The sequence below is a fragment of the Enterobacter cloacae complex sp. HYC003_NIDB genome (assembly GCF_056673375.1).
This window is the reverse complement of the sequence record NZ_CP114220.1, coordinates 1,067,738-1,081,156: the sequence shown is the minus strand read 5'-3', so window position 1 is coordinate 1,081,156 and position 13,419 is coordinate 1,067,738. Positions and strand designations below refer to the sequence as shown.

At 59.9% G+C, this 13,419-nt stretch carries 13 protein-coding genes; 8 read left to right on the top strand and 5 right to left on the bottom strand.

Going from position 1 to position 13,419, the window contains the following annotated elements; translation table 11 throughout:
- Positions 1-8: 8 nt before the first annotated feature.
- The 4 genes from O1722_RS05150 to hycA all read right to left on the bottom strand — a co-directional run bounded on the left by O1722_RS05150 (position 9) and on the right by hycA (position 3,890).
- A complete protein-coding gene (locus O1722_RS05150) occupies positions 9-932 on the bottom strand; it encodes a respiratory chain complex I subunit 1 family protein (RefSeq protein ID WP_017382801.1) in 924 nt (307 codons plus the stop codon).
- 1 nt (position 933) lies between these two features.
- Entirely contained in the window at positions 934-2,748 is a 1,815-nt protein-coding gene (hycC, locus tag O1722_RS05145) for a formate hydrogenlyase subunit 3 (protein WP_032671924.1), read from the bottom strand.
- Positions 2,745-3,353, bottom strand: coding sequence for a 4Fe-4S dicluster domain-containing protein (locus O1722_RS05140; RefSeq protein WP_017692772.1), 609 nt, complete (start codon positions 3,351-3,353; stop codon positions 2,745-2,747). Before O1722_RS05140 ends, hycC begins: the two co-directional genes overlap by 4 nt.
- 72 nt (positions 3,354-3,425) lie before the next feature.
- Positions 3,426-3,890 (bottom strand): formate hydrogenlyase regulator HycA, encoded by a 465-nt coding sequence (gene hycA, locus O1722_RS05135; RefSeq protein ID WP_479954450.1) that lies wholly within the window; start codon positions 3,888-3,890, stop codon positions 3,426-3,428.
- Between the two features lie 210 nt (positions 3,891-4,100).
- Between hycA and hypA the strand changes: the two genes are divergently transcribed.
- From hypA to flhA, 6 genes are all read left to right on the top strand, one after another.
- Positions 4,101-4,451 carry a hydrogenase maturation nickel metallochaperone HypA gene (gene hypA, locus O1722_RS05130; protein ID WP_033487583.1) on the top strand — a complete coding sequence of 117 codons (351 nt, stop codon included), beginning with the start codon at positions 4,101-4,103 and terminating at the stop codon, positions 4,449-4,451.
- 3 nt (positions 4,452-4,454) lie between these two features.
- Positions 4,455-5,318 (top strand): hydrogenase nickel incorporation protein HypB, encoded by an 864-nt coding sequence (gene hypB, locus O1722_RS05125; protein WP_015571695.1) that lies wholly within the window; start codon positions 4,455-4,457, stop codon positions 5,316-5,318.
- The gene (locus tag O1722_RS05120) at positions 5,309-5,581 is read left to right on the top strand and encodes a HypC/HybG/HupF family hydrogenase formation chaperone (RefSeq protein WP_015571696.1); all 273 of its coding nucleotides are present in this window, start codon (positions 5,309-5,311) and stop codon (positions 5,579-5,581) included. The genes hypB and O1722_RS05120 overlap by 10 nt, the downstream gene beginning before the upstream one ends.
- 3 nt (positions 5,582-5,584) lie before the next feature.
- Positions 5,585-6,706, top strand: coding sequence for a hydrogenase formation protein HypD (hypD, locus tag O1722_RS05115; protein WP_032671927.1), 1,122 nt, complete (start codon positions 5,585-5,587; stop codon positions 6,704-6,706).
- Positions 6,703-7,713: a hydrogenase expression/formation protein HypE gene (gene hypE, locus O1722_RS05110; RefSeq protein WP_033487584.1), complete on the top strand. Its 1,011-nt coding sequence runs from the start codon at positions 6,703-6,705 to the stop codon at positions 7,711-7,713. Before hypD ends, hypE begins: the two co-directional genes overlap by 4 nt.
- A gap of 62 nt (positions 7,714-7,775) precedes the next feature.
- Positions 7,776-9,848, top strand: a complete 2,073-nt coding sequence (gene flhA, locus O1722_RS05105; RefSeq protein WP_032669319.1) for a formate hydrogenlyase transcriptional activator FlhA — start codon at positions 7,776-7,778, stop codon at positions 9,846-9,848.
- Between the two features lie 61 nt (positions 9,849-9,909).
- Here flhA and O1722_RS05100 read toward each other — a convergent pair whose 3' ends face one another.
- Complete coding sequence (locus tag O1722_RS05100) at positions 9,910-10,254, bottom strand: nitrous oxide-stimulated promoter family protein (protein ID WP_022649174.1); 345 nt, start codon at positions 10,252-10,254, stop codon at positions 9,910-9,912.
- A gap of 175 nt (positions 10,255-10,429) precedes the next feature.
- Between O1722_RS05100 and O1722_RS05095 the strand changes: the two genes are divergently transcribed.
- Entirely contained in the window at positions 10,430-10,660 is a 231-nt protein-coding gene (locus O1722_RS05095) for a SymE family type I addiction module toxin (RefSeq protein ID WP_017692767.1), read from the top strand.
- Between the two features lie 113 nt (positions 10,661-10,773).
- Positions 10,774-13,335: a DNA mismatch repair protein MutS gene (gene mutS / locus O1722_RS05090; protein ID WP_033487585.1), complete on the top strand. Its 2,562-nt coding sequence runs from the start codon at positions 10,774-10,776 to the stop codon at positions 13,333-13,335.
- The last annotated feature ends 84 nt before the right edge of the window (positions 13,336-13,419 follow it).

Sequence of the window (13,419 nt, the reverse complement as noted above, 5' to 3'; positions counted from 1 at the left end):
CTCTTTAATCACGCCACCAGCAAGGAGACGAACGCTAAAAATGCAAAACCAAAACCGGCCCAGGTGATGCGTGACGTTTCGACAAAACGCAGGCGCGCCATGCTGTTTTCAAACAGGGCAATCACCAGCACGCCGATAAGCAGCTTGAGCACAGCCACCACCACGGCCAGCAGCAGGCCGCCCGCAGAGAAGTGCGTCATCTGCCCCCACGGGAAGAAAACGCCGACGAACATCTGCAACACCACCAGCTGCTTGAGGCTGATGCCCCACTTCAGCACCGCAAAGCCGTAGCCGCTGTATTCGGTGAGCGGCCCCTCCTGTAATTCCTGCTCCGCTTCCGCGAGATCGAACGGCAGCTTGCCCATCTCGATAAAGGTGGCGAACGCGCAGGCGCAGAGCGCCAGCACCAGCGGGAGAGAACGTGAAACCGGCCAGTGGTAAACGGTGTCGGTGATAAAACTGATATGGGTCGAGCCTGCAACCTGCGCGGCGACCCACAGCCCCAGCAGCAGAATTGGCTCAACCAGCACGCCGAGCATCGCTTCGCGGCTGGCGCCGATACCCGTAAACGGGCTGCCGGTATCCAGACCCGCAATCGCAAAGAAGAAACGCGCGATGGCGAAGAGGTAGATCAGCGTAATCAGATCGCCCAGCACCGGCAGCGGCGAGCCCACCGTCACCACCGGCAGCGCGGTGGCGATGGTCAGCATCACGCCCACCATCACAAACGGCGTCAGGCGGAACACCCAGCCTGCGGCGTCCGGCGCGACGCTCTGACGGGAAAGCAGTTTGAAGAGATCGCGGTACTCCTGGAGCACGCCAGGTCCGCGACGGTTGTGCAGCCGGGCGCGCGCCACGCGCGTGATGCCCGACAGCAGCGGCGCGGCGGCGAACAGCACCAGCGCCTGAAGAATTGCCAGTAACAGACTCATGTCAGGCTCCTCGTGAAATGACAATCACCACCAGCACCGCCAGTTCGATCAGCGCCAGGCGGCGGAACAGCACGGGCACGGCGGCACCCTGCCAGCCCGGCACCCAGCCCACCGGGTTCAGCCAGTGGCGCAGCTTCAGCACGGCGGCGAAGTTCTCCTTCACCGGCATAGCGAAACCGTGGGCGGTGATGACCATCGACTGCTCATGTTCGTAGCCGCAGGCCCACGCCGCGCCGCGCGAGCGGGAGGCGAGACGGTCGCGTCTGAAGAACAGCATCAGCACGAACGGCAGGAGCGGCGCGGCAATCAGCAGCAGCGCCATCATCGGCTGGGAAACGACGGTATGCGCCGTGACCAGCGGCAGCGGAATGGCGTGGCCCAGCTGCGGCAGCAACCACGGCGCGGCAACCCCGCCCGCGATGCAGCACAGCGCCAGTGCGACCACGCTTACGCCCATCAGTAGCGGTGCGCAGCAGGCGTTCTCAGCCTCACGCGTACGCGGTGCGCCCAGGAAGGTGACGCCGTAAACCTTCGCCATACACATCACCGCCAGCGCGCCGGTGATCGCCAGGCCCACCGCCAGCAGCGGGCCGAGTAAACGCCCGATAAACGCCTCGCTCTGGCCGAGGGCGAAGAAGGACTGATAGATAACCCACTCGCCGGCAAAGCCGTTCAGCGGCGGCAGCGCAGCCATCGCCATCAGCCCGACCAGCATCGCCAGCGAAATGACGGGCATTTTTTTGCCAATCCCGCCGAGCTTTTCAATATCGCGGTGCCCGGTGCGGAACCAGACGCTGCCCGCACCGAGGAACAGGGTGCTTTTAAACAGACTGTGGTTGATAAGGTGATACAGACCACCAATAAACCCGGCGGCAATCAGCGCCGGCTGGTTGAGCGCCAGCCCGGTGACGCCCGCGCCCATGCCGAGCAGGATAATCCCGATGTTCTCCAGGGTGTGGTACGCCAGCAGACGCTGGATGTTGTGCTCCATCAGCGCGTACAGCCCGCCGACGAACGCGGTGATCATCCCCGCAATCAGCAGCGCCACGCCCCACCACAGCGGCGGCTGACCGCCCGTCAGGGTTATCATCAGGATGCCGAACAGACCGACCTTCATCACCACGGTGGAGAACAGCGCAGCGGCCGGGGCTGAGGCATTGGCATGTGCCTGCGGCACCCAGCCGTGCAGCGGGATAATCCCGGCCAGCAGGCCAAAACCGACTACGCCCAACAGCCAGACGTCGTTGCCCAGCGGCTGACCGTTAAGCGCGGCAAAATCCAGCGTGCCGAAACGCTGCCACACCAGCCAGCAGGCCAGCGCCAGCAGCAGCGTACCGAGACGTCCGAGCGCAAACCACAGCTTGCCGGAGGCGCTGCATCCGGTCAGGAACACGCCGCACAGGGCCATGATTTCTGCCATCACCACCAGCGCGCCGAGGTTGCTGGCGATAACGGTACAGACCGCGGCGGCCATCAACAGGTTAACCAGCAGGCCGTTGGCTTTGGTGTGCTGATGTCGGTGCCAGTCGATATTAAACAGGCTGATAAACAGTCCGCACAGGCCAAAGGTTATCAGCCAGATGGCGTTCAGCGGCGTAAGCTCAACGGCGTGGTGAATCAGCGGGATGAGGGTGTCGACGGACTGGCCGTCGATCAGGACAACCCCGCCCGCCGCCAGCGTCATCAGGCTGCCGACCGCCCCGCCGATACCGGCGATCACGCCGCTCAGCGTTTTATGGAAGGAGAGGAGCAGCGCCAGGACAGCGGCGGCGGCAAACCAGGCCACACCGCTGGTCATCATAACTATCGCGTTCATTTCGCCCCCTCGTTAAGCGCCCGCAGCAGCGAAAGATCGCCGACGTCGGTATTGATGGTCAGCTCGCGCTTGCGTTTGCTGGTGCGAGCGATGTCGCGGATGTTGACCAGGACCAGCGCCCGGGTCGGGCAGGTCCGCACGCAGGCCGGACCCTGCTCATCGAAGCTGCACAGATCGCACTTCACCGCAACGGCGCGAATGCCCGGCACCCAGTCCAGCAGCGTACTCACGCGTGCCGGAGCTGGTGGCGCAGGCGGCGCTTTTGGGGTATTGGCATTCGCCGGAATATGCAGCGGACGGCTGCCGGAAAACTCAATAGCGCCGAACGGACAGGCGATGCCGCACAGCTTGCAGCTCACGCACAGGCTTTCGTTCAGCTGTACCGCGCCGTCAACGCGGGTGATGGCATTGACAGGACAGACGCCCGCGCACGGGGCGTCTTCACAGTGGTGACAGAGCTGCGGGGCAGACTCTTTCTCATTACGCATGACGCGCAGGCGCGGCATGGACTGTAGCCCGTGCAGGCGGTGCGTTTCTGAGCACGCCGCCTCACAGGTCCGACAGCCAATACAGACCGTCGAGTCAGCAATTACAAAACGGTTCACCGGGTCATCCTCTGGTGATGGTCATTTTTGACGAAAAAAACTGTCTTATCGACACTTCTCGACACTCGCTTTTCAGGCCACGTTCGCGGAGGATTTTCCGTCGATCAGCTGTTTCAGGTTGACTGGCCTGTCATGCTCAACGGCGGCGTAGAGGCCGTTATAAACCGGCGCGATTTTCTCCAGATAGTGCTCCAGCACCTGCTGGCGATCGCGGTTGCTGACGTGACCGTCCACCATGCCGTCCGCCATCAGCTGCGCCCGGGCGATGCAGTGTCTGTCGCCCTCTTTCGTCTCGACGTAGTACTCAATCGTGTGGCTGTTGAAGGTCTCCGCCAGGGTGACGTAAATCGTAAAGTGGCCGAACAGGACAAAACGCATATCCCCCTGCGCCGCACAGCTCATGGCGTGATGCAGATGGGCCTTCGACAGCGTGATCCCCTGGATCAGTGAATTGCAGTACAGGTGCCATTGCTCCTGGGGCTGCTGATGACGTTGCGCGATGTAATCCGCTTTTTCGCTAATTTCCCAAATAGTCATAAAAGGTATCCGGTTAATGGAGTTAGCGGCTATTAAGCATATTTCGTGCCAGTTTTTAATTTGTTGATTTAAATGGGTTTTAAAGAGATGCGCACTGTCACCGCCGCGGTGTCGACGTGTCATTTCGACAGCGTTGACATCGTCACGCCGTAACGCAAATCAAGCTGGCACCGTTATTGCATTGAAGGGGCAATTCATTAAGGAGGCGTCATGCACGAAATCACCCTCTGCCAGCGGGCACTGGAACTTATCGAACAGCAGGCATTGCAAAACCACGCGAAACGCGTCACCGGCGTCTGGCTGAAGGTCGGGGCGTTTTCCTGCGTCGAGACCAGCGCCCTCACCTTCTGTTTTGAGCTGGTGTGCCGCGGCACGCTGGCGGAAGGGTGCGAGCTGCATATCGACGAGCAGCAGGCGGAGTGCTGGTGCGAGCAGTGTCAGCAGTACGTCACGCTGCTGTCATCGAAGGTACAGCGCTGTCCGCAGTGCCAGAGCAGCGGGCTGCGCATCGTGGCGGATGACGGTATGCAGATCCAACGCCTCGAAATCGAGAAGGAGTAATGTATGTGTAGTACCTGCGGTTGCGCTGAAGGCAACCTGTATATAGAAGGGGATGAACACCGTCCCCACTCCGCGTTTCGCTCCGCGCCCTTTTCTCCTGCCCCGCGTCCCGCGGCGGCCCTGACCGGCATCACCTTTGCCCCGCAGCGTTCCGACGCGGGCGACCTCCATTACGGCCACGGCGAAGCGGGTACGCACGCGCCGGGCATCAGCCAGCGCCAGATGCTGGAGGTGGAGATCAACGTGCTGGACAAGAATAACCAGCTCGCCGCCCGCAATCGCGCCCGCTTTGCCGCGCGCGAACAGCTGGTGCTGAACCTGGTCTCCAGCCCCGGCTCCGGTAAAACCACGCTGCTGACCGAAACCCTCAAACGGCTGAATAAACGCGTCTCCTGCGCCGTGATCGAAGGTGACCAGCAAACGGTAAACGACGCGGCGCGCATCCGCGAAACCGGTACGCCTGCGATTCAGGTCAACACCGGGAAAGGGTGCCACCTGGACGCGCAGATGATTGCCGACGCCGCCCCGCGCCTGCCGCTGGCGGATAACGGTATCCTGTTTATTGAAAACGTCGGCAACCTGGTCTGCCCGGCAAGCTTCGACCTCGGCGAGCGGCATAAAGTGGCGGTGCTCTCCGTGACCGAAGGGGAAGACAAGCCGCTGAAATATCCGCATATGTTTGCCGCCGCCTCCCTCATGCTGCTGAACAAGGTCGACCTGCTGCCGTACCTGAATTTCGACGTGGATAAGTGCCTGGCTTACGCCCGGGAAGTGAACCCGGACATTGAGATCCTGCTGGTTTCCGCCACGCGCGGCGACGGGATGGACGCCTGGCTGAACTGGCTGGAGAACGAACGATGTGCATAGGCGTCCCCGGACAAATTCATTCCCTCGACGGCAATCAGGCCAAAGTGGAGGTCTGCGGCATCCTGCGCGATGTCGACCTGACGCTGGTAGGCAGCCACGATGAGACCGGCGCAACGCGTCTCGGCCAGTGGGTGCTGGTCCACGTGGGTTTTGCCATGAGCGTGATTAATGAGGAAGAAGCCCGCGACACGCTGGATGCGCTACAGAATATGTTTGACGTCGAGCCGGACGTGGGCGCCCTGCTGTATGGCGAGGAGCGATAACACATGCGTTACGTTGATGAATATCGCGCGCCGGAGCAGGTGTTGCAGCTTATCGATCGCCTGAAAACCCGCGCCTCGCTGCTGGACTACACGAAAGAAAAACCGCTGCGGATCATGGAGGTGTGCGGCGGACACACCCACGCCATCTTTAAATTTGGCCTCGACCAGCTGCTGCCGGAGAACATCGAGTTTATCCACGGCCCCGGCTGCCCGGTGTGCGTGCTGCCGATGGGGCGCATCGACAGCTGTATCGACATCGCCAGCCGCCCCGGTGTGATTTTTTGCACCTTTGGCGACGCCATGCGTGTACCGGGAAAAAATGGCTCGCTGCTCCAGGCGAAGGCGCGCGGCGCAGACGTGCGGATCGTCTACTCACCGATGGATGCCCTGACGCTGGCGATGGCTAATCCTGAGCGTAAGGTCGTCTTTTTCGGGCTGGGTTTTGAAACCACCATGCCCGCCACCGCCATTACCCTCCAGCAGGCGAAAGCCCGCAACGTCACTAACTTTTACTTTTTCTGCCAGCACATCACGCTTATTCCCACGCTGCGCAGCCTGCTTGAAGCGCCGGATAACGGTATCGACGCGTTTCTGGCGCCGGGCCACGTCAGCATGGTGATCGGCACAGAAGCCTACGGTTTTATCGCTGAACAGTACAATCGTCCGTTAGTGGTGGCTGGTTTCGAGCCACTTGATCTACTGCAAGGCGTGACCATGCTGGTTGAGCAGAAAATAGCGGCCCTGAGTGCGGTGGAAAATCAGTATCGTCGCGTGGTGCCCGATGCAGGTAACAGACGGGCACAGCAGGCCATAGCCGACGTGTTTAGCGTCGAAGGCGACAGCGAGTGGCGCGGACTGGGGTTGATTGCCGAATCCGGCGTGCACCTGACGCCCACGTATCGCGCCTTCGACGCCGAAGCGCATTTCCGCCCGCAGCCGCAGCAGGTGTGCGACGATCCCCGCGCCCGCTGTGGCGACGTACTCACCGGCAAATGCAAACCTCATCACTGCCCGTTATTTGGCAACGCCTGTAACCCGCAAACCGCGTTTGGCGCGCTGATGGTCTCTTCCGAAGGGGCATGCGCCGCGTGGTATCACTATCGCAACCAGGAGTGTGAAGCATGAACACGGTGGAAATGGCGCACGGAAGCGGTGGACAGGCGATGCAGCAGTTGATTAACCGGCTGTTTATGGAAGCCTTTAATAACCCCTGGCTCGCCGAGCAGGAAGATCAGGCGCGTATTGACCTCGCGGCCCTGACCGCCCACGGTGACAGGCTGGCGTTCTCTACCGACAGCTACGTGATTGACCCGCTGTTCTTCCCGGGCGGCGATATCGGCAAGCTCGCCGTCTGCGGCACGGCAAACGACGTCGCCGTCAGCGGCGCGATCCCCCGCTACCTCTCCTGCGGGTTTATCCTCGAAGAAGGGTTACCAATGGAGACGCTCACGGCGGTGGTCAACAGCATGGCGCACACCGCCCGCGAGGCGGGGATCGCCATCGTCACCGGGGATACCAAGGTGGTACAGCGCGGCGCGGCGGATAAGCTCTTCATCAACACCGCCGGGATGGGGGCGATCCCTGCCGACATTCACTGGAGCGCGCAGCAGCTTTGCGCAGGCGACGTGCTGATTGTCAGCGGCACGCTGGGCTGCCACGGGGCAACCATCCTGAACCTGCGCGAAGGCCTGGGGCTGGATGGCGAGCTGCGCAGTGACTGCGCGGTACTCACGCCGCTGATCCAGACGCTGCGCGACATGTCGGGCGTAAAAGCCCTGCGCGACGCCACGCGGGGCGGCGTGAATGCCGTCGTGCACGAGTTCGCGGCAAGCTGCGGCTGCGGGATTGAGCTGACCGAGCGCGGCCTGCCCGTTAAGCCCGCCGTGCGCGGGCTGTGCGAGCTATTAGGGCTAGACCCGCTTAACTTTGCCAATGAGGGCAAGCTGGTGATCGGCGTGGAACGCGCGGCGGCGGAAGCCGTACTTGCACAGCTGCGCGCACATCCTTTAGGGAAAGACGCGGCCATCATCGGCGACGTGGTTGAGCGCAAAGGGGTGCGCCTGACCGGGCTTTACGGCGTGAAGCGCACGCTGGATCTGCCGCACGCTGAACCGTTACCCCGAATTTGCTAGACCGCGCCAAAAGCGGTCAGCGCTGAATTTCTCTTTTTGCCAGTTTCTATTGGAAAGCAACAATGCCGTATACACCGATGAGCGATCTTGGACAGCAGGGCCTGTTTGACATCACGCGCACACTTTTACAACAGCCCGATCTCGGCGCGCTGAGCGATGCCCTGACGCGGCTGGTCAGGCAATCAGCGCTGGCGGACAGCGCCGCCATTGTGCTCTGGCATAGCGCAACCCACCGCGCGAGCTATTTCTCAACGCGTGATAACGGCAAAATCTTCGAATATGAAGATGAAACGTTTCTGGCCCACGGTCCGGTGCGGCGTATTCTCTCCCGCCCGGAAGCGCTGCACTGCAATTTTGACCAGTTTCGCCAGGCCTGGCCGAAGCTGGCAGAGAGCAATCTTTACCACCCGTTCGGCCACTACAGCATGCTGCCGCTGGCGGTGGAAGGGCAAATTTTTGGCGGCTGCGAGTTTATCCGCGATACCGACCAGCCCTGGAGCGAGGCGGAGTACGAACGCCTGCACACCTTTACCCAGATTGTGGCCGTTGTCGCGGAGCAGATCCAAAGCCGCGTCACCAATAACGTGGATTACGACCTGCTGAGCCGCGAGCGCGATAACTTCCGCATTCTGGTTGCCATCACCAACGCCGTGCTCTCCCGCCTGGACATGGATGAGTTGGTCAGCGAAGTGTCAAAAGAGATCCATCACTATTTTAAAATCGATGCCATCAGCATTGCGCTACGCGGCAACCGGAAAGGCAAGCTGAACATCTACTCCACCCACTACCTTGATGAAGCCAACCCGGCGCACGAGCAGAGCGAAGTGGACGAAGCGGGAACGCTGTCCGAGCGGGTATTTAAAAGCAAAGAGATCCTGCTGCTCAATCTCAATGAACAGGATCCGGTAGCCCCCTACGAGCGGATGTTGTTCAACACCTGGGGCAACAAGATCCAGACCCTGTGCCTGCTGCCGCTGATGTCCGGCAACACCATGCTCGGCGTGCTTAAACTGGCGCAGTGCGATGAGGCCGTATTTACCACCGCCAACCTGAAGCTGCTGCGCCAGATCGCCGAGCGTATCTCCATTGCGCTGGATAACGCCCTCGCCTATCAGGAGATCCACCGCCTGAAGGAGAGGCTGGTGGACGAAAACCTGGCGCTGACCGAGCAGCTCAACAACGTGGACAGCGAGTTTGGCGAAATCATCGGACGCAGCGATGCCATGTACAGCGTCCTTAAGCAGGTGGAAATGGTGGCGCAGAGCGACAGCACGGTGCTGATCCTCGGTGAAACCGGTACCGGGAAAGAGCTGATTGCCCGGGCGATCCACAACCTGAGCAACCGCAATAGCCGCCGGATGGTGAAGATGAACTGCGCGGCGATGCCTGCGGGCTTACTGGAAAGCGACCTGTTCGGCCACGAGCGTGGCGCCTTTACCGGCGCCAGCAGCCAGCGGCTGGGCCGTTTTGAACTGGCGGATAAAAGCTCGTTGTTCCTCGACGAAGTGGGCGATATGCCGCTGGAGCTTCAGCCCAAGCTGCTGCGCGTTTTGCAGGAGCAGGAGTTCGAGCGCCTCGGCAGCAACAAGCTGATCCAGACCGACGTGCGTCTGATTGCCGCCACCAATCGCGATCTGAAAAAAATGGTCGCCGACCGCGAGTTTCGCAGCGATCTTTACTATCGCCTGAACGTCTTCCCGATCTGCCTGCCGCCGCTGCGCGAGCGCCCGGAAGATATTCCGCTGCTGGTAAAAGCCTTTACCGCGAAGATTGCCCGCCGGATGGGGCGAAATATCGACAGTATTCCTGCCGAAACGCTACGCACACTCTCGGCGATGGAGTGGCCGGGGAACGTGCGCGAGCTGGAAAACGTCATTGAGCGCGCGGTCCTGCTGACCCGCGGGAACGTGCTCCAGCTCTCCCTGCCAGAGGTTACTCTCTCTGAAACGACCGTGACCGCAACCGAGCTTGCGAAAGAGGGAGAAGATGAATATCAGCTCATTATGCGAGTGCTGAAGGAGACCAACGGCGTGGTAGCCGGACCGAAAGGTGCGGCGCAACGGCTGGGGCTGAAGCGTACCACCCTGCTCTCGCGCATGAAGCGTCTGGGAATCGATAAAGAGAGCCTGAATTAACCCGTCATTCCGGCGACGTCGCCCTGCGCGTAATTTGTCGCCCACTGCGGCGCGGAGCCGGTTATTTTTTGGGCCGATACTTTTCGGGTAATTCCGGAACCGGACGGCGATCGTCGATCAGATGACGGATGGTCAGAATCGGATGGCGCCATAACATACGTGGCCCTGCCCAGCGCATCACCTGCTTCATCTCTTCCCGTCGGGCGGGCTGATAACAGTGCACAGGGCACTGTTTGCAGGCAGGTTTTTCCTCACCAAACACGCATTTATCCAGCCGCTTATCGGCATAAGCCTTGAGCGCCGAATAGTGCCCCTCTTCTTTTATGGCGTGCGGACACCTGTTTTCGTACAGGGCGATCATTCTGGCGATCGTCTTTTTTTCTCGTGAAATACGTTTACCGGACATAACGTCGTCCTCAACAATAAAGTGCATTTATAATACCCTTTTATCCGCACATTTTCAGTCATTGCATTCCATTTTCTGAAGCGCCCTTCCAGAATTACCCCGCCCCCCGCTGCGTTTTACTGGTATTTTATACAGGCATAAATAACCACCTTTGACCGCATTCACCGGAGAGCTTATGCAAGAGATCGCGATCGCCAAACCCTATCGTCACTTGAAAGTGGGTTACTTCAGAAAACGTCATGAAGACCGTAAAACGAAAATTCCAAAACGCTACAGCGTACACGCAGCGCTGAGCCTGAAAGGCGACTGGCTTGAGCAAGCGGGATTTACCACCAACTCGCAGGTTCGGGTGGGCGTCGAGCACGGGAAAATCATCATTGAATTAATGGTGGAAGATGCCTCGTAAAGTCGTGACTTTTTTCTGCGCCGCACCTTTTTTTCATGCGACAATAGAAGGAACAATCGGCCATTGAGCCGCTCAAAGCGTAATATTTTCAAAGAAATGGATATCATAACTCCATGAGCACAATCGACAATTTCGACGCGCATACGCCAATGATGCAGCAGTACCTGAAGCTGAAGGCACAGCATCCGGAAATTTTGCTGTTTTACCGTATGGGCGATTTTTACGAGCTTTTTTATGACGATGCGAAACGTGCGTCTCAGCTGCTCGACATTTCCCTGACGAAACGTGGCGCGTCGGCAGGCGAGCCCATCCCGATGGCAGGTATCCCGCATCACGCGGTTGAAAACTATCTGGCGAAGCTGGTGAACCAGGGTGAGTCTGTCGCTATCTGCGAACAAATTGGCGACCCGGCCACGTCGAAAGGCCCCGTTGAGCGCAAGGTCGTACGCATCGTGACGCCGGGAACCATCAGCGATGAGGCCCTGCTTCAGGAGCGCCAGGATAACCTGCTGGCGGCGATCTGGCAGGACGGTAAAGGGTTTGGCTACGCCACGCTGGATATCAGCTCCGGTCGTTTTCGCCTGAGTGAACCGGCTGACCGTGAAACCATGGCGGCTGAACTACAGCGCACCAATCCGGCAGAACTGCTTTATGCAGAGGATTTCGCCGAGACGGCGCTGATTGAAGGTCGCCGCGGCCTGCGTCGTCGTCCACTGTGGGAGTTCGAAATTGATACCGCGCGCCAGCAGCTGAACCTGCAATTTGGCACGCGAGATTTGATTGGCTTTGGCGTAGAAAACGCCCCGCGCGGGCTGTGTGCCGCAGGCTGCCTGTTGCAGTACGTTAAGGATACGCAGCGTACCGCCCTGCCCCATATCCGTTCCATTACCATGGAGCGTCAGCAGGACAGCATCATCATGGATGCCGCCACGCGCCGCAACCTGGAGATCACTCAGAACCTCGCTGGCGGCATGGAAAATACGCTGGCGTCGGTTCTCGACAGCACGGTTACCCCCATGGGCAGCCGTATGCTCAAACGCTGGCTGCATATGCCGATCCGCAATACCGACACGCTGATCGGTCGCCAGCAAACCATTGCCGCATTGCAGGATCGTTACACCGACTTGCAGCCGGTGCTGCGTCAGGTGGGTGATCTTGAGCGTATCCTGGCGCGCCTGGCACTGCGCACCGCGCGTCCACGCGATCTTGCCCGTATGCGTCACGCGTTCCAGCAGTTGCCGGAACTGCGTGCTCAGCTGGGAGAGATCGACAGCGCGCCAGTGCAGAAGCTGCGCGAAACCATGGGCGAATTTACCGAGCTTCGCGAACTGCTGGAACGCGCCATCATTGATGCGCCGCCTGTTCTGGTGCGGGATGGCGGGGTTATTGCTCCAGGTTATAACGAAGAGCTGGACGAATGGCGTGCGCTGGCCGATGGCGCGACGGATTATCTGGATAAGCTGGAAATCCGCGAGCGTGAACGTCTGGGGCTCGACACCCTGAAAGTCGGCTACAACGCGGTACACGGTTACTATATCCAGATCAGCCGTGGGCAGAGCCACCTGGCACCTATTCACTACGTTCGCCGCCAGACGCTGAAAAATGCCGAGCGCTACATTATTCCCGAGCTGAAAGAGTACGAAGACAAAGTGCTCACGTCGAAAGGTAAAGCGCTGGCGCTGGAGAAACAGCTGTATGACGAGCTGTTCGACATCCTGATGCCGCACCTGGCTGACCTGCAACTGAGCGCCGCTGCGCTGGCCGAGCTGGATGTCCTGGTAAACCTGGCCGAGCGCGCCGATACGCTGAATTACACCTGTCCGACCTTTACTGACAAACCCGGCATTCGCATTACCGAAGGCCGCCACCCGGTGGTTGAGCAGGTGCTGAACGAACCGTTTATTGCCAACCCGTTGAACCTGTCACCGCAGCGAAGAATGCTGATCATTACCGGCCCCAACATGGGCGGTAAAAGCACCTATATGCGCCAGACAGCCCTTATCGCGCTGCTCGCCTACATCGGCAGCTACGTTCCGGCGCAGAAGGTTGAGATTGGCCCTATCGACCGTATCTTCACCCGTGTGGGTGCGGCGGACGATCTGGCGAGCGGTCGCTCTACCTTTATGGTCGAGATGACCGAAACCGCCAACATTCTGCATAACGCGACAGAGAACAGTCTGGTGTTGATGGACGAAGTAGGACGCGGTACCTCCACCTATGACGGCCTGTCCCTGGCCTGGGCGTGCGCGGAAAGTCTGGCAAATAAAATCAAGGCGCTGACGCTGTTCGCAACGCACTATTTCGAACTGACACAGCTGCCAGAGAAAATGGAAGGCGTGTCTAACGTCCACCTTGATGCGCTTGAGCACGGCGACACCATCGCCTTTATGCACACGGTGCAGGACGGCGCGGCAAGCAAGAGTTATGGCCTGGCCGTCGCGGCGCTGGCGGGCGTGCCAAAAGAGGTGATCAAGCGCGCGCGTCAGAAACTGCGTGAGCTGGAAAGTTTGTCACCGAATGCGGCGGCGACGCAGATAGATGGTACGCAGATGTCACTGCTGGCGGTCCCGGAAGAGACCTCTCCGGCCGTGGAAGCGCTGGAAAATCTCGACCCGGATTCCCTGACGCCGCGACAGGCGCTGGAGTGGATTTATCAGTTGAAGAGTCTGGTTTAGTTCTCTGCGGTCTTTTTTGCCGGGTGGCGGCTTCGCCTTACCCGGCCTACAAAACCCGTAGGCCCGGTAAGCGTAGCGCCACCG